Annotated in this window: 25 protein-coding genes, 1 tRNA gene, 1 other RNA gene and 2 other annotated features; of the genes, 23 read left to right on the top strand and 4 right to left on the bottom strand. The window is 43.5% G+C overall.

Translation table 11 applies throughout. From position 1 onward, the window contains the following. Nucleotides 1-222 precede the first annotated feature (222 nt). Nucleotides 223-393 carry a hypothetical protein gene (locus BQ4305_RS21185; RefSeq protein WP_199880500.1) on the top strand — a complete coding sequence of 57 codons (171 nt, stop codon included), beginning with the start codon at nt 223-225 and terminating at the stop codon, nt 391-393. A gap of 158 nt (nt 394-551) precedes the next feature. Continuing rightward, nucleotides 552-1,811: a group II intron reverse transcriptase/maturase gene (ltrA, locus tag BQ4305_RS00795; protein WP_110926047.1), complete on the top strand. Its 1,260-nt coding sequence runs from the start codon at nt 552-554 to the stop codon at nt 1,809-1,811. A gap of 723 nt (nt 1,812-2,534) precedes the next feature. Here the strand turns inward: ltrA and BQ4305_RS00800 are convergent. Continuing rightward, on the bottom strand, nt 2,535-3,509 hold the full coding sequence (locus BQ4305_RS00800; protein ID WP_110926048.1) for a YaaC family protein: 975 nt from the start codon (nt 3,507-3,509) through the stop codon (nt 2,535-2,537). 111 nt (nt 3,510-3,620) lie between these two features. Here BQ4305_RS00800 and guaB point away from each other — a divergent pair, with 111 nt between their 5' ends. The 4 genes from guaB to BQ4305_RS00820 all read left to right on the top strand — a co-directional run bounded on the left by guaB (nt 3,621) and on the right by BQ4305_RS00820 (nt 8,480). Further along, complete coding sequence (gene guaB / locus BQ4305_RS00805) at nt 3,621-5,084, top strand: IMP dehydrogenase (protein WP_110926049.1); 1,464 nt, start codon at nt 3,621-3,623, stop codon at nt 5,082-5,084. Between the two features lie 175 nt (nt 5,085-5,259). Next, nucleotides 5,260-6,585, top strand: coding sequence for a D-alanyl-D-alanine carboxypeptidase family protein (locus tag BQ4305_RS00810; protein ID WP_110926050.1), 1,326 nt, complete (start codon nt 5,260-5,262; stop codon nt 6,583-6,585). Between the two features lie 71 nt (nt 6,586-6,656). Further along, nucleotides 6,657-6,874 (top strand) — a binding site (T-box leader). A 76-nt stretch (nt 6,875-6,950) separates the two neighbouring features. After that, nucleotides 6,951-8,225 carry a serine--tRNA ligase gene (serS, locus tag BQ4305_RS00815; RefSeq protein WP_110926051.1) on the top strand — a complete coding sequence of 425 codons (1,275 nt, stop codon included), beginning with the start codon at nt 6,951-6,953 and terminating at the stop codon, nt 8,223-8,225. Between the two features lie 162 nt (nt 8,226-8,387). Beyond that, a tRNA-Ser gene (locus BQ4305_RS00820) sits at nt 8,388-8,480 on the top strand. A 125-nt stretch (nt 8,481-8,605) separates the two neighbouring features. Here the strand turns inward: BQ4305_RS00820 and BQ4305_RS00825 are convergent. Together BQ4305_RS00825 and BQ4305_RS00830 are read right to left on the bottom strand one after the other, a co-directional pair. Beyond that, nucleotides 8,606-9,280 (bottom strand): deoxynucleoside kinase, encoded by a 675-nt coding sequence (locus BQ4305_RS00825; RefSeq protein WP_110926052.1) that lies wholly within the window; start codon nt 9,278-9,280, stop codon nt 8,606-8,608. Further along, a complete protein-coding gene (locus BQ4305_RS00830; RefSeq protein WP_110926053.1) occupies nt 9,258-9,917 on the bottom strand; it encodes a deoxynucleoside kinase in 660 nt (219 codons plus the stop codon). The genes BQ4305_RS00825 and BQ4305_RS00830 overlap by 23 nt, the downstream gene beginning before the upstream one ends. A gap of 310 nt (nt 9,918-10,227) precedes the next feature. On the opposite strand from BQ4305_RS00830, the gene tadA reads away from it, so the two are divergent. From tadA to rsmI, 17 genes are all read left to right on the top strand, one after another. Continuing rightward, a complete protein-coding gene (tadA, locus tag BQ4305_RS00835; protein ID WP_110926054.1) occupies nt 10,228-10,737 on the top strand; it encodes a tRNA adenosine(34) deaminase TadA in 510 nt (169 codons plus the stop codon). Nucleotides 10,738-10,777: 40 nt separating this feature from the next. Next, nucleotides 10,778-11,042: signal recognition particle sRNA large type (gene ffs / locus BQ4305_RS00840), an RNA gene on the top strand. A gap of 142 nt (nt 11,043-11,184) precedes the next feature. Next, nucleotides 11,185-12,876 carry a DNA polymerase III subunit gamma/tau gene (dnaX, locus tag BQ4305_RS00845; protein ID WP_110926055.1) on the top strand — a complete coding sequence of 564 codons (1,692 nt, stop codon included), beginning with the start codon at nt 11,185-11,187 and terminating at the stop codon, nt 12,874-12,876. A gap of 21 nt (nt 12,877-12,897) precedes the next feature. Beyond that, nucleotides 12,898-13,221, top strand: a complete 324-nt coding sequence (locus BQ4305_RS00850) for a YbaB/EbfC family nucleoid-associated protein (RefSeq protein ID WP_110926110.1) — start codon at nt 12,898-12,900, stop codon at nt 13,219-13,221. A gap of 64 nt (nt 13,222-13,285) precedes the next feature. Then, on the top strand, nt 13,286-13,882 hold the full coding sequence (recR, locus tag BQ4305_RS00855) for a recombination mediator RecR (RefSeq protein ID WP_110926056.1): 597 nt from the start codon (nt 13,286-13,288) through the stop codon (nt 13,880-13,882). Nucleotides 13,883-13,901: 19 nt separating this feature from the next. After that, nucleotides 13,902-14,123, top strand: a complete 222-nt coding sequence (locus BQ4305_RS00860; protein WP_110926057.1) for a YaaL family protein — start codon at nt 13,902-13,904, stop codon at nt 14,121-14,123. Between the two features lie 134 nt (nt 14,124-14,257). Beyond that, nucleotides 14,258-14,521 carry a pro-sigmaK processing inhibitor BofA family protein gene (locus BQ4305_RS00865; protein WP_110926058.1) on the top strand — a complete coding sequence of 88 codons (264 nt, stop codon included), beginning with the start codon at nt 14,258-14,260 and terminating at the stop codon, nt 14,519-14,521. Nucleotides 14,522-14,986: 465 nt separating this feature from the next. Then, nucleotides 14,987-16,440 (top strand) — a sequence feature (most likely nonfunctional fraction of RNA operon). Nucleotides 16,441-17,022: 582 nt separating this feature from the next. Further along, a complete protein-coding gene (locus BQ4305_RS00880) occupies nt 17,023-17,241 on the top strand; it encodes a sigma factor G inhibitor Gin (RefSeq protein WP_110926059.1) in 219 nt (72 codons plus the stop codon). 123 nt (nt 17,242-17,364) lie between these two features. Further along, a complete protein-coding gene (locus tag BQ4305_RS00885; RefSeq protein WP_110926060.1) occupies nt 17,365-18,828 on the top strand; it encodes an aminotransferase class I/II-fold pyridoxal phosphate-dependent enzyme in 1,464 nt (487 codons plus the stop codon). Nucleotides 18,829-18,866: 38 nt separating this feature from the next. Then, nucleotides 18,867-19,517: a dTMP kinase gene (gene tmk, locus BQ4305_RS00890; protein WP_110926061.1), complete on the top strand. Its 651-nt coding sequence runs from the start codon at nt 18,867-18,869 to the stop codon at nt 19,515-19,517. 132 nt (nt 19,518-19,649) lie between these two features. After that, nucleotides 19,650-19,979, top strand: coding sequence for a cyclic-di-AMP receptor (locus tag BQ4305_RS00895; RefSeq protein WP_110926062.1), 330 nt, complete (start codon nt 19,650-19,652; stop codon nt 19,977-19,979). Between the two features lie 147 nt (nt 19,980-20,126). After that, nucleotides 20,127-21,125 carry a DNA polymerase III subunit delta' gene (holB, locus tag BQ4305_RS00900; RefSeq protein WP_110926063.1) on the top strand — a complete coding sequence of 333 codons (999 nt, stop codon included), beginning with the start codon at nt 20,127-20,129 and terminating at the stop codon, nt 21,123-21,125. Further along, complete coding sequence (locus BQ4305_RS00905; RefSeq protein ID WP_110926064.1) at nt 21,126-21,956, top strand: PSP1 domain-containing protein; 831 nt, start codon at nt 21,126-21,128, stop codon at nt 21,954-21,956. It begins immediately after the preceding gene. Between the two features lie 15 nt (nt 21,957-21,971). Then, entirely contained in the window at nt 21,972-22,340 is a 369-nt protein-coding gene (gene yabA / locus BQ4305_RS00910; protein ID WP_110926065.1) for a DNA replication initiation control protein YabA, read from the top strand. 160 nt (nt 22,341-22,500) lie between these two features. Then, entirely contained in the window at nt 22,501-23,244 is a 744-nt protein-coding gene (locus BQ4305_RS00915; RefSeq protein ID WP_110926066.1) for a tRNA1(Val) (adenine(37)-N6)-methyltransferase, read from the top strand. Further along, complete coding sequence (locus tag BQ4305_RS00920; RefSeq protein WP_110926067.1) at nt 23,231-23,515, top strand: GIY-YIG nuclease family protein; 285 nt, start codon at nt 23,231-23,233, stop codon at nt 23,513-23,515. The genes BQ4305_RS00915 and BQ4305_RS00920 overlap by 14 nt, the downstream gene beginning before the upstream one ends. After that, a complete protein-coding gene (gene rsmI, locus BQ4305_RS00925) occupies nt 23,493-24,374 on the top strand; it encodes a 16S rRNA (cytidine(1402)-2'-O)-methyltransferase (protein WP_110926068.1) in 882 nt (293 codons plus the stop codon). Before BQ4305_RS00920 ends, rsmI begins: the two co-directional genes overlap by 23 nt. 37 nt (nt 24,375-24,411) lie before the next feature. Here rsmI and BQ4305_RS00930 read toward each other — a convergent pair whose 3' ends face one another. Then, on the bottom strand, nt 24,412-24,696 hold the full coding sequence (locus tag BQ4305_RS00930) for an AbrB/MazE/SpoVT family DNA-binding domain-containing protein (protein WP_110926069.1): 285 nt from the start codon (nt 24,694-24,696) through the stop codon (nt 24,412-24,414). Nucleotides 24,697-25,152: the final 456 nt, after the last annotated feature.

The raw sequence follows: 25,152 nt of genomic DNA on the forward strand, positions 1-25,152 counted from the left end.
TGCGCCCGGCATGGGTGCAGTCTATAGGGTGAGAGTCCCGAACCATGAAGGCAGTAGTAATGGTTAGCTTAACGCAAGGGTGTCTGTGGTGACGCAGAATCTGAAGGAAGCGAGCGGCAAACCTCCGGTCTGAGGAACACGAACTTCATATAAGGCTAGGTACCATTGGATGAGTTTGCACAACAAAACGAAGTCCTTACTGCCGAAGGTGGTACAGAGTAAATGAAGCAGATAGATGGAGGGAAAGACTGTACTCTTACCCGGGGAGGTCTGATTGGAACGCCAAGTTCCCTTGGTAACCTATCCAGCGATGGACAGCTGAACAATCAGAAGTCAGCCGAGGTCATAGTACCATTCCAACTCGAGATGGAATGGGAAGGACTGAACTATTAGGAAGAACGAGAACTAGGCATATAATTCCTGTATAGAAGCAGACAATCCGAAAGGACTTACTTGAAGGAGGAAGTGGTGAATTCCACAGGGGACTTCATGAGGGTGGAGCAGGAATAACATAATTAGATTTCTACGTTCACGTCGAAAGGAAATATCACATGTTAATGGATCTGATTCTGTCACGGGAAAACTTAATAGAAGCACTTAAACGTGTGGAGAAGAACAAAGGGAGTCACGGCATAGATGGAATGTCCGTAAAATCCCTACGAAGACATCTCTATGAGAACTGGGAAACTCTTTGTGATTCATTAAGGGAAGGTACCTATCAACCTAACCCAGTCCGTCGAGTCGAAATCCCGAAACCGAACGGTGGAGTAAGATTACTAGGAATACCTACCGTGACAGACCGGTTCATTCAACAGGCTATCGCCCAAGTTCTAACCCCACTTCTTGACCCAACCTTCTCAGAACATAGTTATGGGTTTAGACCAAATAGAAGAGGTCATGATGCGGTTCGTAAAGCAAGGGAATATATAAGTGAAGGTTATAGATGGGTGATTGACATGGACTTGGAGAAATTCTTTGATAGAGTCAATCATGATAAGTTAATGGGGATATTAGCAAGTAGAATCCAAGACCGGCAGGTCTTGAAACTTATACGGAAATATCTCCAAGCAGGAATTATGATGAATGGTGTAGTCTATGATGCAGAAGAAGGAACACCACAAGGAGGTCCACTGAGCCCCCTTCTTTCGAATATCCTTTTGGATAAACTTGATAAAGAGTTAGAAAGGAGAGGTCACAAGTTTGTCCGCTACGCCGATGATTGTAATATTTACATGAAATCGAAGAAAGCTGGAGAACGAGTGATGAACTCAATTACATGCTTTATTGAGCAGAAATTAAAGCTCAAAGTAAATAGAGAAAAGTCAGCAGTTGATCGCCCGTGGAAACGAAAGTTTCTTGGCTTTAGCTTTACGGTCAATAAGAAACCGAAGGTTCGAATAGCCAATGAAAGTATTAAAAGGCTTAAGGCTAAAATACGGGAGTTAACCTCCCGTTCTAAACAAATTCCTATGGAAGTTAGAATCGAGAAACTAAATCAATATCTAACGGGATGGTGTGGATATTTTGCATTGGCTGATACACCAAGTAAATTTAAAGAATTTGATGAGTGGATTAGACGGAGACTCCGTATGCTTGAATGGAAACAATGGAAGAAACCGAGGACAAGAGTAAGAAAACTCAAAGGTCTAGGTGTCCCTGACCAAAAGGCATATGAATGGGGAAACTCCAGAAAGAAATATTGGAGAATAGCCTGTAGTCCAATCTTACACAAAACCCTCAATAACTTGTATTGGAGTCACCGAGGGTTGAAAAGTTTATATAATCGATATGAATTTCTGCGTCAAACTTAATGGAACCGCCGTATACCGAACGGTACGTACGGTGGTGTGAGAGGTCGGGGGTTAATCACCCCCTCCTACTCGATTGTATAGAAAAGACCGAAGGTCTGCAAGACTAGTGTTTAAACGTCTCACTCGGAATGGGGAGGGGCAAGAAGATCAAGGAAGCAGGGGAGCGAGGAGCGGAGTGTACAGCGTACATGAGGACCGGAGCGGAGGAAGCTGACGCAGAGATTCGCCGTCCATCGCCGTTTCGGATTTCGAACACGGAAGATAAGCTCGAGCGCCGATAGTAGTTGGGGGTTTCCCCCTGTGAGAGTAGGACGCTGCCAAGCAGATGAAAGACCAGCCGAGTGTACTGGTCTTTTTTATATGATAAAGAGTGCAGGTCTAAAAAGATACTAAAAAAACGTAACTAGCAAGGGGTGCAAAATGATTAACTCCAGTTACTGTATAACTTCCGAAGATCAGCTGAAGAGCTGGTCTTTTTTGAGATCTATTACTTTTTCGATATAAGTACACCTCGCAACATGGTGCCTAGTAAGAACAGCTCTATCATCTGAATAGGACAGGATCGCTTTCTCATTCATCTTCTTTGTTTAGCAGTAAACGATTAAGCTCTTCTATGATCCGCTATTCTGTTGTATGTGAAACGAAGGATCATTTGACAGCTATGTGGATTGGAGCGGAAAGCGAATCCCTGAAGCGAAAATCCCCCTCAAACACGATCTAAACCTATATAAACCGGTTATCAAATCTATCCTTAGTCAGCCATTCTAAAACTAATAAGGGAGCCTTCCTTTGATGGATGTGAAGGAAATGAACGATATGAGGGTAATCATCTCCCGGCATCATTTTCAAAAGTTCCGCCCACCATTCTGTTTCATACCTTGCAATCATACTGAGGTTATATAAAACAAGGTAGTGAAGGAGAAGCTCCGGCATCTTGTAGTTTTTGGAATCTTTATTGGCAGAAAGGGCAAAGTGCCCTGACATACTGTTATATCGAATGGGAGCAGAAGCATTCATACTGAACACTCTTTCCACCCCTGTATGAATTTCAGTTTCTTTGTTTTGCAGTATAACTTTTTGTCCCAGCTTTCCTGTCAAAAAATCTTCAAACCGTGAGAGGGTCATCTTAAACCGATCCAGAATTTCCGGAGCAATACAGAAACCGTTTGCGCACGGATAAAACCTAAAAAAATGAGCTGGTTTCCCCATTAGAGCAATCGATTCCATTTCAGGTATCTCGTTGAGCAAATTGCTCATAGAGAATTTTTCTCCTTCTAAATGTTTCATGTGAAACACTTTTTCAGAAAGCGATGAAAAAAGTCCGTTTCGCTGAATTTTTACTTCATCTTTCAAAAATTCATATTGCTGTTTCTTTCTTTTCCTTGCTGTGACCCCATGAGCCAATTCTGAGGTCGATTCCGGGTAATTTGGTTCCACAGTAAGAAGGCATGCCTTCAATAGCTGGGTGAAGCCGTAGAAGGTCAAGGTGGGTTTTATGGAAATTGGTGAAAGCTCAGCTTGTTCGTAATAAGTTTGCGCGTATTCCAGATAATACATAAATGGATAGCTGTTTTGATAACTCAATTGTTCAGCCTCTGTAAAAGAGCTTGCGCGATAGCATTTCAATAAAAAATTTTGAGAGGCAGAAGCGGAAAGAAAAGGAAGAAAACTCTTGAAACTCTCTCTATTTTCAAGCAAAATAGCAACCCCTTTAAATTAATAGAAAAATCAAACATTTTTAATCGTTCTTGACAGTATTATGTCCAGTTGATAACCTACAAATAATATTTTTAAGCAGGAGGGGTCAATATGTGGGAAAATAAGTTTGTAAAAGAGGGATTAACTTTTGATGATGTTTTATTAATCCCTGCTAAGTCTGAAGTCTTACCGAATCAAGTTAATATGCAGGTTACATTAGCGGAGAATATCAAGCTTAATCTTCCTATTATCAGTGCCGGAATGGATACAGTAACAGAAGCTGATATGGCCATAGCGATGGCTCGCCAAGGCGGACTCGGCATCATTCATAAAAATATGTCGATTGAAGCACAGGCTGATCAAGTGGATAAGGTCAAGCGTTCAGAAAGCGGCGTTATTACTGATCCATTTTTCCTGACCCCGGATCATCAAGTTTTTGATGCGGAGCACCTTATGGGCAAATACCGTATTTCCGGTGTGCCAATTGTAAATAATGAAACAGATCAAAAGTTAGTCGGTATCATTACAAACCGTGATCTTCGTTTTATGTCCGACTTTTCTCTTAAAATTGCGGATGTAATGACTGAAGAAAATCTTGTAACTGCCTCTGTAGGAACAACGTTGGAGCAGGCTGGTAAAATTCTGCAAAAACATAAGATAGAAAAGCTTCCGCTCGTGGATGACAACGGTGTGCTTAAAGGGCTAATCACGATTAAAGACATTGAAAAGGTTATTGAATTCCCGAATTCTGCGAAAGACAGTCAAGGAAGACTGATTGTCGGTGCGGCAGTTGGCGTTACGAAGGATACCATGAAGCGAGTTGAAATGCTCGTGAAATCTCAAGTGGATGTTATTGTTCTGGATACGGCTCATGGTCACTCTGCAGGCGTATTGGATATGGTTCGTCAGATTCGCTCCGAATATCCTGAGCTGACGATCATTGCAGGAAATGTTGCTACTGCTGAAGGAACAAAGTCTTTGATTGAAGCAGGAGCTGATATTGTAAAAGTGGGAATCGGACCTGGATCCATCTGTACAACACGGGTTGTTGCTGGTGTAGGTGTTCCGCAAATCACAGCAGTTTATGATTGTGCGACTGAAGCCCGCAAACATGGCAAGACAATCATTGCAGACGGCGGAATCAAATACTCTGGAGACATCGTCAAGGCGCTTGCTGCAGGCGGACATGCCGTTATGCTGGGCAGTATGCTTGCTGGTGTTACAGAAAGCCCGGGAGAAACAGAAATCTTCCAAGGACGCCGTTTTAAAGTATACCGCGGCATGGGATCTGTAGCTGCAATGGAAAAGGGTTCTAAGGACCGGTATTTCCAAGAAGACAACAAGAAATTTGTCCCTGAAGGTATTGAAGGACGCCTTCCTTATAAAGGACCATTGTCTGATACGATTTACCAGTTAGTCGGCGGCATCAAGTCAGGAATGGGCTATTGCGGTGCACCAGACTTGGAGACTCTGCGAAATGAAGCTCAATTTGTGAAGATGTCAGGTGCCGGATTAAGGGAAAGCCATCCGCACGATGTTCAAATTACAAAAGAAGCGCCAAACTATTCTTTATAAGTTTGGAATCACAATAAAAATGTAATCAAAATGTAATCAAAAAATAGACGGGGACGCCTTTATCTCCGTCTATTTTTTTTGGATTTTCTATGATAAACTAGACGAGGTGTAAATTCTTTGTGAAATTACTAGATTGTCTTAAGACAGAAGCATAAAAGTTGGAGGTAGTAAAAAAGTGAAAAGAATCAGCAAGATTACCCTGATTTTCTCGTTCGTTTTCGTTCTTGTCATGTCGCAATTTGCCTATCAACCGGGGGAAGCTAAAGCTGAATCTGATTTAGGTTTAAAAGCAGAAGCAGCCATTATAATCGATGGTGAAACAGGTCAAATCATATATGAAAAAAATGCAGACAAAGTCTTAGGGATTGCTTCTATGTCTAAGATGATGACTGAATATATTGTAATGGAATCTATCAAATCAGGTAAAATTACGTGGGATCAAAAAGTAAAGATTAATGAATATGTACATAATCTATCGAAGGCAGCCAACCTATCCAATGTTGGGCTGACTCAGGGAGAAGATTATACAGTAAAAGAATTGTATGAAGCGATGGCCGTCCATTCAGGAAATGCTGCAACGGTTGCATTGGCTGAATTGGTTTCTGGCAGTGAAGAGAATTTCATCAAATTGATGAATAAAAAAGCGAATGAGTTAGGGTTGAAAAACTATAAATTCGTCAATTCCACAGGGCTGAGCAATAAGGACCTGTTAGGGAAATATCCGGCTGGTACAGAAGACGATGAAAATGTCATGACAGCCAGAGATACAGCACAGCTTGCGTATCGTTTGATCAATGATTACCCAGAAGTTTTGGGCCATGCGAAAATTTCAAAGCTTAAGTTCCGTGATGGCAAGGAATATCCGAATTACAACTGGATGCTGCCAGGATTAATTTTTGAATATGAGGGCGTGGACGGACTTAAAACAGGTTCAACTGAATTTGCCGGTTACGCAAATACAGGAACTGTCATCCGAGATGGACAGCGTTACATTACAGTTGTTATGAAATCAACTTCTAAAAATGAGCGTTTTACTGATACGACGAAGCTGATGAACTATGCGTATGGGTCGTTTGAGAAGGAAGAAGTTCTTCCGGCTCACTATCAAGTCAAGGGCAAAGATAGCCTTCCGGTAACGAAAGGTAAAGAGGACGCTGTAAAGGTAGAATCTAATAAAGCGCTCGATCTAGTCATTCCAAAAGATCAGAAGGATAATTACAAAGCAAAAGTAGTTATTGATAAAAAGAAACTGAACAAAGACGGCGAATTAGAGGCACCTATTAAAAAGGGTGAGAAAGTCGGCTATATCACTGTTGAAACAAAGAACGGCGAGAACTACGGCTATATCAATGGAGCAGCTGAAAAAGCAGGTGCGGTTGATTTGGTCGCAGCTGAGACCGTAGAAAAGTCCAATTGGTTTGTATTAACTATGCGGGCGGTCGGCGGATTCTTCGCTGATGTATGGGGAAGTACAGCAGCTGCTGTTAAAGGCTGGTTTTAATCATTTGCTGTGACCCCGTATAAAACGGTTGCAGCAAGGGCAAAATTATAGTACATTATGGAAAAGAATTCATTAAAGCAGTGACAGGAATTAGTAGCAGGAATTATTTGCTTTAGAGAGCCGGTGGCTGGTGAGAACCGGTGCAAAAACCTTGTGAATCCATCCTGGAGTGAAGTGGGGAACGCTATTTGTGCAAGTAACCACTTTCGGTTCAAACCGTTATCTTGATGAGTGAAAGGCTATTAGTCTTTAACTAGGGTGGCAACGCGGGTTAACTCTCGTCCCTTTCAAGGGGACGGGAGTTTTTTGCGTTTCTGAAAAAGAGACCTGTGCTACTGCTGATTGATTACAGAGGAGGAATAAGCATGCTGGATTTAAAGTATCTGCGCAATAATTTCGAAGAAGTGAAAAACGTCCTGCAATACAGGGGAGAAGATCTGACTGATTTAGGTAAATTTGAAGACCTTGACATCAGAAGGAGAACATTAATTGCTGAGACAGAGCAGCTTAAGAGCAAGAGGAACGAGGTATCTCAGCAAGTTGCGGTTTTAAAACGTGAAAAAAAGGATGCAGATGAGCTGATTGCCGAAATGCGTGAAGTGGGTGAGAAGATCAAATCCTTAGATGAGGAGCTTCGCGAAGTAGAGGCTGAACTTGATCAATTGATGATGTCTATTCCGAATATTCCGCATGAAAGTGTGCCAATCGGCGCGACAGAAGATGATAATGTGGAAACTCGAAAATGGGGAGAAATTAAAGAGTTCGGGTTTGAAGCAAAGCCGCACTGGGATATCGCCACCGATTTAGAGATTCTTGATTTCGAACGCGCGGCAAAAGTAACAGGAAGCCGCTTTGTTTTCTATAAAGGATTAGGGGCACGGCTGGAACGGGCTTTGATTAGCTTCATGCTAGATCTTCATGTGGAAGAGCACGGGTATCAGGAATTGATGACACCGTTGATGGTCAATCGTGCAAGCATGACCGGAACAGGGCAGCTTCCTAAGTTTGAAGAGGATGCCTTCCGGATTGAAAGTGAAGATTACTTCTTAATCCCGACTGGTGAGGTGCCTGTGACCAATTACCACCGTGATGATATTCTAAGCGGTGAGAACCTTCCGCTGAACTATGTGACACATACAGCGTGTTTCCGTTCTGAAGCCGGATCAGCAGGCCGGGATACCCGGGGATTGATTCGACAGCATCAGTTTAATAAAGTGGAACTGGTTAAATTCGTAAAGCCGGAGGATTCTTATGAGGAGCTGGAAAAACTGACAGGCAATGCAGAGAAGGTTCTTCAGCTTCTTGGACTTCCATATCGTGTGTTAAGCATGTGCACAGCTGATTTAGGATTTACAGCTGCTAAGAAGTATGATCTTGAAGTATGGATGCCAAGCTATGGCAGCTATCGAGAAATTTCTTCTTGCAGCAACTTTGAAGCCTTCCAGGCAAGACGTGCTAATATCCGTTTCCGCCGTGATGCAAAGGGCAAACCGGAATATGTGCATACTCTAAATGGATCAGGCCTTGCTATCGGCAGAACCGTAGCCGCAATTTTGGAAAATTACCAGCAGGAAGACGGCTCAGTCATTATTCCTGAAGTGCTGCGTCCCTATATGCGTAATGCTGAAGTGATTAAGTAATCATAAACAGATATTTGTTTTTTAGATTGAATTGGCTGCGGGCAACTCGGTTCACCCGAGGGTGTCCGTGGCTTTTTTTCTCTTATGAATTATTTTTGAAAAATAGTTTGAGAGGGTATTGACTTTCCTTTTTGTGCAGGTTATTATAGTTAATGTTGATACGGAGGTATACCCAAGTCTGGCTGAAGGGATCGGTCTTGAAAACCGACAGGGGGGTCAAACCCCGCGGGGGTTCGAATCCCTCTACCTCCTCCATTTTTATTTATACAACTAAAAGTGCATAAATAAGATTCATACATAAACCCGTTGCAGTCATGCAGCGGGTCTTTTAATTTATTATAGTAAAAAACCATCGGCAGAAAAAATCCTGCCGATGGTTTTTATATTTTGGTTAAATTTTTTGTCAGGCTTGTGAATTTGGAAATACGTTTTACGATTTGTTCTACAGATGCTTCTTCATCGTTTACTAAGTCATAATCGTTAATATTCAGACGAAGAACCGGACAGGCATTGAACTGATCAATCCAGCTTTCATATCGTTTATGCATCTCTGTCCAATAATCAAGAGGAGTCTGCTGTTCCATTGGGCGGCCCCGCTCTTTGATTCTGCCGATGATATCGTCAACAGACCCTTCTAAATAAATAAGAAGATCTGGGTGCGGGAAATAGGGAGTCATGACCATAGCGTTGAACAGGTTTGTGTACGTCTCGTAATCAACTGGATTCATGGTTCCTTTTTCGTAATGCATTTTTGCGAAAATGCCGGTGTCCTCATAAATAGATCGGTCTTGAACAAATCCGCCGCCATATTCGAAGATTTTTTTCTGCTCCTTGAAGCGTTCAGCAAGGAAATAGATTTGCAGGTGGAAACTCCAGCGGTCAAAGTCGCTGTAAAACTTATCGAGGTATGGATTTGTATCTACTTTTTCAAAAGAAGTCCTGAAATCCAAGGCTTTCGCCAAAGCATTTGTCATGGTAGATTTTCCGACTCCGACTGTACCGGCAATCGTAATGACGGCATCATTCGGAATGTTATATTTTGTTCGCAGGTTCATTCGTATATACTCCTTTTTGCAAGGCATTTTCAATTTGTGTGAGCATGTCCTTTAAATCTTGTTCATTCTCTACGAAGTTCAGTTCATCTCCGTTAAATGTCAGGACAGGAATCTCAGGATGCTTTTTTTGAAAAGATGTCATAAAGACCTCATAGTCTCCGGACAGTTGTTGCAGGTAATCCAGACTGATGTTCTTTTCGAAATCTCTTCCCCGTTTCTTAATCCTTGCGACGAGTGTCTCAAGGCTGGCATTTAAGTAAATAACCATATTGGGTTTTGGCATATCCTGAGTGAGAATATCGTAAATCTGAAGATATTTATCATATTGCCCGCGCTTGAGAGTGCGCTCAGCAAAAATGAGGTTCTTAAAAATATGGTAATCGGCCACAACCGCCTGTCCCTTAGAAAGATACTCTGTATCTATATCCTCTAATTGCTTATAACGGTTGCAGAGGAAGAACATTTCGGTTTGGAAACTCCATTCTTCGATGTTGTCATAGAATTTCCCAAGAAAGGGGTTTTCATCTACAATTTCTTTTAATAAAGAATAGCGGAAATGAAGGGAGATGGCCTTGGCCAGCGACGTTTTTCCTATACCGATCGGTCCTTCCACAGTGATGAATGGGGTGGGATTCATCCAATCTATCCTCCTTAAAAGCGGAAGCCGCTTTTATAATTCGACAATTTATTATAAGATTTTAGCTTTTTAGCCAACAGTTATTGTAACACAGAGTGGAAAGAAGGCGTGATAGTTTTATATGGAAGAAGGCGGAGTATTCGTCAGGGATAGGGGCGGTCTTCTTTCAAGCGGGAAAAGAGTTTTCTCAACGATTGGATAAACCGAATGGGCTTGCCTTTTGTTCGTGTGATGGGGTACGATTCGTTTAATATAGGATTAGTTTGGCTTGTTCGGAGCGATTTACTCCTAAATAGAAGGAGGGTGAAACATGAAGGATCAATTTTATATGCAGCTTGCCCTGAAAGAGGCTGAGAAGGCAGGAGAAATGGGAGAAGTGCCTATCGGGGCAGTTATTGTGCTGGACGGTGAAGTCATCGCCAGTGCCCATAATCTGCGGGAAACAGAGCAAAATGCCACCGCGCATGCAGAACTGCTGGCAATAGACGCTGCCTGCAGGAAAGTCGGTTCGTGGAGACTGGAAGAGGCTGTCTTATATGTAACGCTTGAACCTTGCCCAATGTGTGCAGGCGCTATTCTCCAATCCAGGGTGAAAAGAGTCGTGTTTGGGGCTCATGATCCGAAGGGCGGCTGTGCCGGTACATTTATGAACCTGCTGCAGGATTCGCGTTTCAATCACCAATGCGAAGTGGCAAGCGGTGTTATGGAAGAAGAATGCGGAATGATCTTAACGGTTTTTTTTCGACAATTGAGGGAAAAGAAAAAAGCACAGCGGCAGGAGCAGCGATCCAGGAAGCTGGAAAGAAATGAAATTCAATAGGGATTGCTTTTTCTGCTTAATTTAAGTATAATAAAATTTGCCGTGCTAGACGGGGAGGTAGCGGTGCCCTGTACTCGCAATCCGCTCCAGCGAGGTTGAACTCCTTCTCGAGGTTAGCATTCTGTAGGGTCTGCCTCAAGTAAGTGGCGTTGACGCCTGGGTCCTGCGCAATGAGAATCCATGAACCATGTCAGGTCCGGAAGGAAGCAGCATTAAGTGGAAGCTCTCATGTGCCGCAGGGTTGCCTGGGCCGAGCTAACTGCTTGAGTAACGCTTATGGGTGTTAATCGACAGAAGGTGCACGGCATTTATTACATAAACGACAACTCATCCTTACTAATGGATGAGTTTTTTTGTAGAACAAAGTTTAAAACTTTTCTTCTGCATGTTTTGGAATCTGCAGGGTGTACGTTATAATAGAAATGAGAAAATAAAGGAGGAATTACCGTGGGCTATCAGGCTTTATACCGTGTTTGGAGACCGCAGCAATTCATCGATGTCGTCGGTCAGGAACACGTTACAAAAACATTGCAAAATGCATTAATCAGCCAAAAAGTTTCCCACGCCTATTTATTTTCCGGCCCGCGGGGGACAGGGAAGACTAGTGCTGCCAAAATCTTAGCGAAAACGGTAAACTGTGAGCAGGCCCCAACGAAGGAACCTTGTAATCAATGTGCGGCATGCCGCGGAATTACGGATGGCTCTATTTCGGATGTAATTGAAATCGATGCGGCATCCAATAATGGCGTTGAGGAAATCAGGGATATTCGGGACAAGGTGAAGTATGCTCCGAATGCTGTTACTTATAAAGTGTATATTATCGATGAGGTGCATATGCTCTCACAGGGCGCCTTCAATGCCCTTTTGAAAACGTTGGAAGAACCGCCCAAACATGTCATCTTTATTCTTGCCACTACGGAACCGCATAAAATTCCGCTGACGATCATTTCGCGCTGTCAGCGTTTTGATTTTAAACGGATACAGCCGGAAGATATTGTGGGAAGGATGTCGCAGATTGTTTCTGAAACAGGGACAGCCTGCGATGACAAGGCCCTCCATATTATTGCGCGTGCGGCAGAGGGGGGCATGCGGGATGCACTGAGCCTCCTTGATCAGGCAATCTCTTTCAGCAGTGAAAGTGTGACAGTGGAAGATGCACTGACTGTTACAGGGTCTGTGTCCCAGACATTTCTCAGCAGGCTGGCAAAAGCAATTTATGAAAAAGAAGTAGCGGAAGCTCTTCAGGTGCTAGATGAATTGCTGGCAATGGGAAAGGATCCGTCCCGGTTTATAGAGGACATGATCTTTTACTTCAGGGACATGCTGCTGTATCAGACAGCACCTGGGCTTGCAGATTCATTTGAGCAAGTGCTGATTGATTCGAAGTTTAAAGAATTGGCCGGTGAAATTCCAGCTCCGGTCATTTATGAAATTATCGAGAACTTCAATCAAACTCAGCAGGATATGAAATGGACAAACCATCCGCGGATTTTTCTAGAAGTAGCTTTAGTGAAAATGTGCCAAATCGAGCGGGCTTCCCAAGGAAATCAGCTGCAGGTTGAACAGCTGCTGCAAAAAATTGAGGAACTGGAAAAGCAATTGCAGCAAATTCAGCAAAATGGATTAGTCGCTGCACCGGCAGAAACGGCCGCTGTGCCGAAAAAATCACAGCGGGTACAGAAGAAAAGCTATAAAGCGCCTGTTGGGAAAATCAATCAAGTTCTGCGATCAGCGACCAAACAGAACTTGCAGGCTGTGAAGAGCAAATGGGGCGAGGTGCTCGAGCAGCTGGGAGCTCAAAATATGAAATCGCTGGCTGCTTTATTAACAGAAGCGGAACCAGTTGCTGCCTCACCGGATGCTTTTGTGATAAAATTCAAGTATGATATACATTGTCAAATGGCGATGGAGAACAGCCGCTTTCTTCAAGTTATTGCTTCTATCCTTCAGCAGCTGACAGGACGAAGAACGGAGATGGCCGGTGTTCCGGAAAGCCAGTGGCAGCAAATCAGGGAAGACTTTATTTCAACTCAGCAGCATGATGGATCAATGGAGGAAGAACCCCAAAAAGAAGAGGATCCCTTCATCACAGAAGCCAGGAAGATTGCTGGAGATGATTTACTTGAAATTAATGAATAATCGGAGGTATGTGAAATGGGTATGCGTGGCGGAATGGGAAACATGCAGAACATGATGAAACAAATGCAGAAAATGCAAAAGAAAATGGCTGAGGCTCAAGAAGAATTAGGCGAAAAGAAAATTGAAGGCACAGCCGGCGGCGGAATGGTAACTGTTGTTGTAACAGGTCATAAAGAAATCGTAGAAGTTAATATTAAAGAAGAAGTCGTTGATCCGGAAGATGTTGAAATGCTTCAGGATCTTGTGCTGGCTGCTACCAATGACGCTCTGAAAAAAGCGGATGAATTGACGAACCAGACAATGGGACAATTCACAAAAGGAATGAACCTTCCAGGTATGTTCTAAGGAATGGAATCGATAAAAGAAACTCCTTCATGGGGTTTCTTTTATGTAATTTAGGAGGTATTAGATGCACTATCCAGAACCTATTTCCAAGCTGATTGACAGCTTTATGAAATTGCCGGGCATAGGACCCAAAACGGCAGCAAGGCTTGCCTTTTTTGTTTTGGACATGAAAGAAGACACTGTTTTGGATTTTGCGAAAGCCTTGGTCAATGCCAAGAGGAATCTTTCCTATTGTTCAGTCTGCGGTCATATCACAGATCAGGATCCCTGTTATATCTGTGCAGATCAGCACAGGGACCGCAGTTTGATCTGTGTGGTTCAAGAATCAAAAGACGTCATCGCCATGGAGAAAATGAGAGAATTCACCGGACTGTATCATGTACTGCATGGAAGTATCTCGCCGATGGACGGAATAGGGCCGGAGGATATCAATATTCCGGATTTGCTGAAGCGTCTTCAGGATGAGACTGTACAGGAAGTCATTCTTGCAACAAACCCGAATATCGAAGGAGAAGCCACAGCCATGTATATTTCCCGGCTCCTTAAGCCATCGGGCATCCGCATTACGAGAATTGCTCACGGCCTGCCGGTCGGCGGTGATTTAGAATATGCAGATGAAGTGACTTTGTCGAAGGCTATCGAAGGCAGAAGAGAAATATAACAACTGGGAGGGGCTCGGCATGTTCTTTCGTCGAAAAGGCAGACTTAAAAACGAATACGATCAACAGCTAATCATGCAGATCGAACAATTGAAGATGAATTGGCTTAACCAAAAGTCCCTGTTAGAACTGAGTGTGGATCCATCAGAAGAGGTGATCGCTCAGTCTAAGCTGGCAGAATTAAAATACATCTATTTATATAAAGAAGCAAAAGCAAGACAAGTAAGTATGGGAAGAAAGTGAAAATGCCGGCGGCTGTGAGCACGTTCTCACAGCCGTCTTTTTATATCATTTTCATCAAGTATTTGCCCCATTGGGTTCTTAAAAGCAGTTCGCCCTCATAGTAGTGTAGTACAAGCTAAAGGAGAGGGATGCGAATGCAGCCGATTGTTTTTGTTGCTGTTATTGGAGGATTGATTTTGCTGCTGTTGATTTTAGGAGCCCCGTTAAAGCCTATGCGTCTTCTTGGACAAGGAATCGTTAAGCTGATCATTGGAGCGGTGTTTCTGTTCTTCTTGAATACTGTGGGCAATCAAGTGGGTATACACGTCCCAATTAATTTGGTTACAACAGGGGTTGCCGGTTTACTTGGCATACCGGGAGTAGCGGCATTAGCCGCCATCGATTATTGGCTTGTATAGAGGAGAACCTGGTTGAGGACTGGGTTCTTTCTTTTTGTCTTATTCATAGCTGTCTTAAAAAGAAATGTTCCTGACAGGATGATCGTGTTATACCATTGAGTGTGGAGATGCTAATCCCTTTGCTGCTATTGATTTTATTGGACTTTCTAAACTAATTTAAAAAACTTACAGCATACTCTTGACGAAAGGGTCTGCAGCTGATATTATTATCTAGGTCGTCAAATAAACGATTAAAAACATTCATCGCTTCATTTTCTTTTTTTAAAAAAGTTCTTGACTATAAGATGAATAAATGATATATTAATAAAGTCGCTTCCGAAAGAAACGGCATTAAAATTGCTCTTTGAAAACTGAACAAAACAAAGCGTAAGCGTACGATATATAGTGAACTAACACTATTCAAAAAAAGTAATGTTGACCATTGACATATGTCAATGCCAGCACTTCTATGAGCAAGTCAAACATTCTTCGGAGAGTTTGATCCTGGCTCAGGACGAACGCTGGCGGCGTGCCTAATACATGCAAGTCGAGCGAATCAAAGGGAGCTTGCTCCCGGAGATTAGCGGCGGACGGGTGAGTAACACGTGGGCAACCTGCCTGTGAGACTGGGATAACTTCGGGAAACCGGAGCTAATACCGGATAGTTTCTTCCCTCTCATGAGGGAAGATGGAAAGACGGTCTCGGCTGTCACTTACAGATGGGCCCGCGGCGCATTAGCTAGTTGGTGAGGTAACGGCTCACCAAGGCGACGATGCGTAGCCGACCTGAGAGGGTGATCGGCCACACTGGGACTGAGACACGGCCCAGACTCCTACGGGAGGCAGCAGTAGGGAATCTTCCGCAATGGACGAAAGTCTGACGGAGCAACGCCGCGTGAGCGATGAAGGCCTTCGGGTCGTAAAGCTCTGTTGTCAGGGAAGAACAAGTGCCAGAGTAACTGCTGGCACCTTGACGGTACCTGACCAGAAAGCCACGGCTAACTACGTGCCAGCAGCCGCGGTAATACGTAGGTGGCAAGCGTTGTCCGGAATTATTGGGCGTAAAGCGCGCGCAGGCGGTCCTTTAAGTCTGATGTGAAAGCCCACGGCTCAACCGTGGAGGGTCATTGGAAACTGGGGGACTTGAGTGCAGAAGAGGAGAGTGGAATTCCACGTGTAGCGGTGAAATGCGTAGAGATGTGGAGGAACACCAGTGGCGAAGGCGACTCTCTGGTCTGTAACTGACGCTGAGGCGCGAAAGCGTGGGGAGCGAACAGGATTAGATACCCTGGTAGTCCACGCCGTAAACGATGAGTGCTAAGTGTTAGAGGGTTTCCGCCCTTTAGTGCTGCAGCTAACGCATTAAGCACTCCGCCTGGGGAGTACGGCCGCAAGGCTGAAACTCAAAGGAATTGACGGGGGCCCGCACAAGCGGTGGAGCATGTGGTTTAATTCGAAGCAACGCGAAGAACCTTACCAGGTCTTGACATCCTCTGACACTCCTAGAGATAGGACGTTCCCCTTCGGGGGACAGAGTGACAGGTGGTGCATGGTTGTCGTCAGCTCGTGTCGTGAGATGTTGGGTTAAGTCCCGCAACGAGCGCAACCCTTGATCTTAGTTGCCAGCATTCAGTTGGGCACTCTAAGGTGACTGCCGGTGACAAACCGGAGGAAGGTGGGGATGACGTCAAATCATCATGCCCCTTATGACCTGGGCTACACACGTGCTACAATGGATGGTACAAAGAGCAGCAAACCCGCGAGGGCTAGCAAATCTCATAAAGCCATTCTCAGTTCGGATTNGTCACACCCGTTCCCATTCCGAACACGGAAGTTAAGCTCTTCAGCGCCGATGGTAGTTGGGGGGTTCCCCCTGTGAGAGTAGGACGCTGCCAAGCAGTTGAAAGATCAGCCGAGTGCTGGTCTTTTTTATATGATAAAGAATGCAGGTCTAAAAAGATACTAAAAAACGTACCTAGCAAGGGGTGCAAAATGATTAACTCCAGTTACTGTATAACTTCCGAAGATCAGCTGAAGAGCTGGTCTTTTTTGAGATCTATTAATTTTTCGATATAAGTACACCTCGCAAGATGGTGCCTAGTAAGAACAGCTCTTTCATCTAAATAGGACAAAATCACTTTCCCTTTTATTTTCCTATAGCTGTAACGGATTCAGTTGTAATATGATCCGCTATTCTGTTGTATGTGAAACGAAGGATCATTTGACAGCTATGTGGATTGGAGCGGAAGGGGGGAGACTCCTGCGGGAATAGCGCGTCAAAGGAAGACCCCGCAGGAGCGCGAAGCTGCGACGAGAAAGGCTTCCTGACAGCCCGCGGAAAGCGAACCCCCTGAAGCGAAAATTCCCTTCTCCTCCCTTTTTAAAGGAATTACAAACAAAGTTTTTATTAAGACATACACCTACTGGGCACATGGCACATACATTGGAAGAAGCAGCCCGGGTTCTCTCTTAAACTATAAAATAGATGTATAGTTTGCCATGAAAGCGGAGAGAATGAAGGTATGGAGGTGGAGATTGTGGGACCAGCAGTGACCAAAAATTCGACAGGGGAAGAATGTGTGATTTGTGAACAGCACAAAGTATCTGGAATCCATGTAAATACGGCTTTTTTATGTGAAGAATGTGAAAGAGAATTAATCGCAGCCCAAACGAGTGACGAGCGCTATGTGTATTATTTGAAGAAACTGAGGAAGATTAAAAACCCAGGAATCTACTCATAAAAAACAATATGTTACAGTTTAAGAGAACCAAGCACACAAGCGAAATCAGTGTCTTGATTCTCTTTTTTATGAAATTTGTTAAAATGTAGATACCAACATAAAATGATTGAAAGAAGAGTGGACATGGATCAGTCAAAGACGCCCTTATTCGAGGCATTAGTAAACCACAGGCAGAATAGTCCTGTTTCATATCACGTACCCGGCCATAAAAATGGACGGCTTTTTATGGAAAAGGGAAAAATCTTATATCAGTCCATATTGTCGATAGATGCTACCGAGATTACGGGCCTTGATGATCTTCATGCACCAGAAGGGCCCATCAGGGAGGCGCAGTCCCTGCTGGCTGATTTTTATGGAGCCAAAGAAAGCTTTTTCCTTGTCAATGGTTCGACGGCAGGAAATATAGCCATGATCCTGGCTGCCTGCGGAGAAGGAGATACAGTATTAGTCCAGAGGAATTGCCACAAATCAATATTGCATGGTTTGATGCTTGCGAACGTACGTCCGGTCTTTCTGCATCCGATGATACATGAGGAATGGGGCATAGCTGGAGGGATACAGGCGGATATAGTCGAGAAGGCCTTCTCCTTATATCCCGAGAGTAAGGCACTCGTGCTCACCTATCCTAATTATTATGGACTTGGACAGGATATCCAGGAAATTATACAGCTCGCACATAAAAAGGGAATTCCTGTGTTAGTGGATGAGGCGCATGGAGCCCATTTCGCCGCAGGAGCCCCTTTCCCTATGTCTGCATTATCAGCAGGCGCAGATGCAGTCGTCCATTCCGCCCACAAGACGCTTCCTGCTATGACCATGGGGTCGTACCTGCATCTACATGATAGTTCTTACATAAATGAAGAGAAAGTACGATTCTATTTGCAAATGCTGCAGTCGAGCAGTCCTTCCTATCCAATTATGGCCTCCCTGGATTTAGCGAGAAGCTATATAGCTTCCTTTACAAAGGAGGACTGTGAGGCTTTGATAAAAAGGATAAATGCCTTTCGAAAAAGCTTACAATGGATTGACGGAATTGAGGTGCTTGACCCGCCTCAGGGAGCTGCCAGTGATCCTTTAAAGGTGTCCATCCGTTCCGTCAAGGGGCTGAGCGGCTTCCGTTTGCAGGAAAAGCTGGAGGAAGCGGGCATTTATACAGAATTGGCGGACAGTTATCAGGTATTATTCGTGCTGCCTCTCCTAAAGAAGGAAGATGACTATGATTTTGGTGAAACGGTACGTCTCATTGAAAAAGCGGCGGTTTCAGAACAAATAGATAAAGAAAACCTCAGCTCGTTCTCTTTGAACAGGGGGGAAGGGATTTCTGAATTGAAGCTTTCCTTCTCCAAAATGAAAACGGCAAGGAAAAAAATAGTCCCGTTTGAGAAAGCGATGCATGAAATAGCAGCTGAAATGATCATTCCCTATCCGCCAGGAATCCCTCTTATTATGTCCGGGGAAATAATCACCGGTGAACGAATGGATACCTTGCAGCGGCTTCTGAAAGATGGCGCAAGATTTCAGGGAGGAGACAGCCTCGCAGAGAGAAAAATTGCTATTTATGAAAAAGATTCTGACGGACTATCATGATATACTTAATCGATAAACAACAGGCTGGAGGTACAAGCATGAAGCGAGGATTATTCATTACCATGGAAGGACCGGAGGGGGCCGGCAAAACAACCATTGTCCACATGTTGGCTAAGGAGCTTGCACAGGACGGATATCAAGTTCTTCTGACAAGAGAACCGGGCGGGATCCCTATTGCAGAAAAAATCAGAGAAGTCATTTTAGATAAAGATCATACAGAGATGGATTCCAGGACAGAGGCTTTATTATATGCAGCGGCCAGGCGCCAGCATTTGGTTCAAAAAGTGATTCCGGCGTTGAAAGAAGGAACTATTGTCCTTTGTGACCGTTTTGTCGACAGTTCTCTAGCCTACCAAGGATATGCCAGAGGCCTTGATATGGAAGAAATCTACCAGATTAATGAGTTTGCCATCAACGGTCTTATGCCGGATCGGACTCTTTATTTTGATATCGACCCAGCTGAAGGATTGAAGCGAATTCGTGCAAATGGAGAAAGAGAAGTAAATCGTCTTGATTTGGAGGAACTCCAGTTTCATGAAAAAGTGAAAGAAGGCTATGATCTCATCATGGAGAGATGGAAGGAGCGCTTTACGGTCATTGACGCCGGCCAGCCTATTGAGAAAGTGTTTGAACAGTCCAAGCAGGCGCTGGTGGAGTTCTTTGCTGAAAAAAGGGTAAATAATAAGTAAAGTCTTTCTTCTGTAAGAGAAAGCTGTTTTATAAAATGACATCTAACTGAAAGAAAGCAGGATTATTGATATAATAAGTCGTAAAGTAGTGTATATGGTTCCAAAAATTCAGGTATGGAAGGAATGAGCGGAATGAAAATGATCGTAGCTGTCGTTCAGGATAAAGATAGCCAGCGTCTTCTTGATGAGCTTGTGGAACAAAACTTTCGGGCAACTAAACTTGCCAGTACGGGAGGGTTTTTGAAATCAGGCAACACGACTTTTCTGATCGGTGCGGATGATGTGCGGGTTGAGCATGCCATTCAAATCATTAAGGAAAGCTGCCAGTCCAGACAGCAGGTGATTACGCCTTCTTCTCCGATGGGCGGCAATGCGGATTCATATATTCCATATCCTGTGGAGGTTCAAGTGGGAGGAGCAACGATCTTCGTGCTGCCAATCGAGCATTTCGTCCAATTTTAAAGGAGACAGAACGGTGATTGCCAGCCCTGTTTAGGCAAGGCTGGATTTTTTTGAATAGCTGTAAAAATTCAAGGAAGTGCAACATGTTTATAAGTGCCCTAAATGCGAAAAACTAAGGTTGGAATTTCAATAAGTGAGTTGATATGAGTGAGTAAAACATGGCAGGAATTAAGCAGCATACAGCCTCAAGTTATGATCATGCTTCAGAATGCCATAGTGAAGCAGCGGGTGGCCCATGCGTATTTATTTGAAGGAGAAAAGGGAACAGGCAAACATGATGCAGGTATAAGCTTTGCCAAAAGCCTTTTATGCGAGAATCCCATTGAGGGGGCTAAGCCTTGTGAAGAGTGCAGAAATTGTAAAAGAATTTCAAGCGGCAATCACCCGGATGTGCATTATATAGAAAAAGAAGGACTTTCCATTAAAAAAGAGCAGATTAAAAACCTGCAAGGAGAGTTTACGAAGAAAAGTGTCGAAGGAAATCGAAAAATTTATTTAATAGCGGATGCGGACAAGATGTCTGTCAGTGCAGCCAACAGTCTGCTGAAGTTTTTAGAAGAGCCTTCCACCGATACAGTAGCCATATTGATGACGGAGCAATTGCAGCGAATGCTGCCGACAATCCTCTCAAGGTGCCAGGTTATCACCTTTAAACCGCTTCCGCCGGCTATCTTAAAAGACCGGCTCGCAGAAGAAGGAGCCGACCCTACTACATCCTCATTGATTTCCCTCTTAACACATAATTTGGAAGAAGGATTGCGTTTAAGCAGCGATGAATGGTTTGTACAAGCACAAAAAATAGTGGTAAAATTGTATAGAGTGCTGAAACAGGATTCCATGAAGGCGTTAGTCAGCCTCCAGATGGAGTGGTTTCCGCATTTCAAAGAGAGAGAGCAGTTGGACAGAGGTCTCGATTTATTATTACTTATTTTTAAGGATTTACTATACATTCAATTGGACAGGCCCTCCTCGGTTGTTTTCCGAAATTTGCTGGAGGAATATGAATCACACGCTCTTCATCTTTCCCAGAAACGCCTGGCAGAACAAATGGGACATATTTTGGAAGCGAAAAGGAAGCTGATGTCCAATACAAATCCACAGCTGCTTATGGAGCAGCTTGTGCTGAAGTTGCAGGAGGGATCATAATTGTATGAGGTTGTAGGTGTTCGTTTTAAAAAAGCGGGCAAAATTTACTACTTTGAACCAGGTGAGATCCTTATTCCTAAAGATGAGTTCGTCATCGTAGAAACAGCACGCGGTGTAGAATTCGGGAAGGTCGTTACTGCCCGGAAAAAAGTAGATGATAATGATGTTGTGCTGCCGTTAAAGAAAGTGCTTCGGATAGCAGATGCAAAGGATCGGCTGATTGTCGAGGAAAATAAAGCAGCTGCCAAGGAAGCTTATCATATATGCAATCAAAAGGTGGAGGACCATAAACTCGATATGAAATTGGTCGACGTGGAATATACGTTTGACCGAAATAAAGTGGTTTTTTATTTTACAGCTGATGGACGTGTGGATTTCCGTGACTTGGTCAAGGATTTAGCTGCCATTTTCCGCACAAGGATCGAACTCCGGCAAATTGGCGTCCGTGATGAGGCAAAAATGCTGGGAGGAATCGGGCCCTGCGGCAGGATGCTTTGCTGCTCCACTTTCCTAGGTGATTTTGAACCCGTTTCTATCAAGATGGCAAAGGACCAGAATCTTTCATTAAATCCTACTAAGATTTCAGGTTTATGCGGCCGTTTGATGTGCTGCCTGAAATATGAGAACGATGAGTATGAAAGTGCGAAGGAACTTCTTCCGGATATCGGGGAAATGATTAAAACGCCAAGCGGCAAAGGCAAGGTAGTAGGGCTTAATATTCTGGAACGCGTACTTCAAATTGAATTGATCGAACAAGAAAAACGAGTATTGGAATATACTTTGGATGAGATTCTAAAAGAGGGAGCCGTTTCAATTCAAGCCACAGATTAACAAGGTGGGGAGAGCGTGGATAAGAAAGAGATTTTTGAGTCGGTTACCAATATGGAGACGCAGATTGGGCAATTATATACCCAGTTAGGCGAACTAAAACAGCATCTGGCTGAAATTCTGGAAGAAAACCAGTCACTGAAGCTGGAAAATGAACATTTGAGACGGCGAATCACCCCTAAAACGGCGGAATCCCGGCCAAAAAATAAGAATAAAAAGAGCATTGTCAAAAATCATACGGCTGAGAAGGCCATGGATATCGGTGAAGGCTATGATAATCTTGCCCGAATTTATCAAGAGGGATTTCATATCTGCAACCTTCATTTTGGAAGTCTTCGAAAAGAAGGAGATTGCTTGTTTTGCTTATCTTTTCTGAATAAGAAATGAGAAAGAGAGACAAGATCGCCTTCTTTTAAGAATGAATAAACATAAGCAATAGGGTCTGACACTTTATGTAGTCAGGCCCTTTTTGTATGATGAAGTGTTCGGAGTCCCCTGTTATAATGAAAGGATGTTAATGTTTTCGCACTTGGAGGAGAGAATGAATATGGTGAATCTGATTGGGGATGAGCGCCTGGATTATCTGCTGGCAGAGAATTTAAGGATCATTCAAAGTCCATCCGTTTTTTCCTTTTCATTGGATGCGGTGCTGCTTGCTAAGTTTGTGAATGTGCCTATCCAAAAAGGAAAGATTATCGATTTATGTTCAGGAAATGGAATCATTCCCTTGTTATTAAGCACGCGGACAAAAGCGCTGATTACAGGGGTGGAAATACAGGAACGGCTCTTTGATATGGCCTGCAGAAGCGTGGAATACAACCGCCTTGCTGATCAAATCAGCATGATTCATGGAGATTTGAAGCAATCCCCGGAGCAGCTGGGCAGGGGGAAATTTGATGTGGTTACATGCAATCCCCCCTATTTTCCAACACCGTCAGCAGAGGAACGGAATAAGAATGAGCATTATGCGATTGCCAGGCATGAAATCATGTGTACGCTTGATGACGTCATCAAGGTAAGCAGCCAGCTGCTAAAGCAGGGAGGAAAAGCTGCCTTTGTTCACCGGCCGGGGAGACTGATGGACTTGCTGAGCTTAATGAGAAAGTACCGCTTGGAACCAAAGCGGCTGCAATTGGTTTATCCTAAAAATACGAAAGAAGCCAATACCATTCTTGTCGAGGGGATAAAGGATGGGAGTCCGGATTTGAAAATTCTGCCGCCTCTTGTCGTATATAATAATCAAAATGAATATAATCCTGAAATCAGAAAGATTTTATATGGAGAAGAATAGTCATTACTTCTATGTTTTGAAATGCCGGGATGGGAGTTATTATGCAGGATATACCAATGACCTTGGGAGACGGCTGAACCAGCACAATGAAGGGAGGGGAGCAAAATATACGCGGGGCCGAGGTCCTGTAACCCTCCTATATGCTGCTGCCTACCCAACCAAGACAGAGGCCATGCAGATGGAATATCGCTTTAAGCAGTTTACACGAAAAAAAAAGGAACAATGGATGGAAAAGGAGAGATCCAAGAATGTGGCAGCAGAAGAGCTTTGAAAGAGAGGGAACGGAACCGGTCCTTTATTTAGTTCCCACGCCGATTGGGAATTTGGAGGATATCAGTTTTCGCGCGCTCAGAATCTTAAAAGAAGCGGATGTCATTGCCGCTGAAGATACCAGAAATACGAAAAAATTATGTAATTACTTTGAGATCCCGACGCCAATTGTCAGCTATCATGAACATAATAAGGAATATAGCGGCAAAAAGATGCTGGATAGACTGAGGGCCGGCCAAACAATTGCTTTAGTGAGCGATGCCGGACTGCCAACCATTTCAGATCCTGGTTATGAATTAGTGCAGGACGCCATTGAAGAACATTACAAGGTGATTCCGCTTCCAGGTGCGAATGCCGCTCTTACGGCTTTAATTGCTTCGGGAATCAATCCGCAGCCGTTCTATTTCTATGGCTTCCTGCAAAGAAGCGCGAAAGAAAAGAAGCGGGAACTGGAGAAACTGAAGAAAATGAATGCAACCTGGATTATTTATGAGTCGCCCCATCGGCTGAAGGATACACTGAAATCCATGCATGAAATTTTAGGAGAGCGCCGGATCGTTCTCTGCAGAGAGCTGACTAAGAAGTTTGAAGAATTTATACGCGGTACAGTTGGCGATGCGGTGCAATGGGCAAATGAATCGGAAATACGAGGTGAATTCTGTCTCATTATTGAAGGGGCCGCAGAGGAAGAAGCGGAAACGGATAATCTGTGGTGGGCAGAACTGGATATTGCCAAGCATGTAGAGCATTATATGTCGAATGGTGAACTTACGTCTAAGGAGGCCATCAAACAAGTGGCAAAAGAGCGCGGCCTTCATAAGAGAGAAGTATATCAGTCTTATCATATCGATCAGGAGTAAAAAAAGAGTTCCAGTCTCAGCTGGAACTCTTTTTATCTTATTTAGAAAGTGCTAGACTTTCTTGGATTTCTTTGATTAGGATATCTGCACCTTCACGGCTAAGAATTAGTTTGCCGCCTGCAAGAGAAAGATTGTCATCAGATACCTCGCCCGTTACTTGGCAAGTCATGTTTGGCTTGTATTTCTTTAAGATGATGCGCTCATCATCCACATAGATTTCAAGAGCATCTTTTTCAGCGATTCCTAATGTACGGCGAAGTTCGATTGGAATAACCACGCGTCCCAATTCGTCAACTTTACGTACGATTCCTGTAGATTTCATTATTTAATTATCCCCTCTCAATAACACTAGCTTCTGCTATATCTATTTTTTCGTCAATTTTCGACAAGTTTTTTAATAAACTAATAATACCAGGCTTTCCCAAAAACGTCAATGATTTTACCTATACTATTTTTTCCAATTGTTAGATATAGGCATGTGAGGAAAAAAGGAACGGAGAGATTAGGCTGATTAGGACAGAGGAATTCGATGGTTTTCGACATCTGTATACTTTTTTAGGAGTATTTTCCTTTCCTGCTATCTTATTATACGATTGCACTTAAGATAGTTTCAAATAAAAAGTCCTGAATTAAGAGCGTATAGTAAAAAATAGGTAAGATGGTATAGAGAGGAGGAGAATAGGGAGAAATTAGAAGAGGGAAAACTCTTCGGGAGCCTTTTTAGTTTTTTTAGGTTAACAGTCGCATAACTTGACATATAGCGTTAAAATGGAAGTAT

This window comes from Bacillus massiliglaciei, assembly GCF_900098925.1.
Taxonomy (GTDB): Bacteria; Bacillota; Bacilli; order Bacillales; family DSM-1321; genus Peribacillus; species Peribacillus massiliglaciei.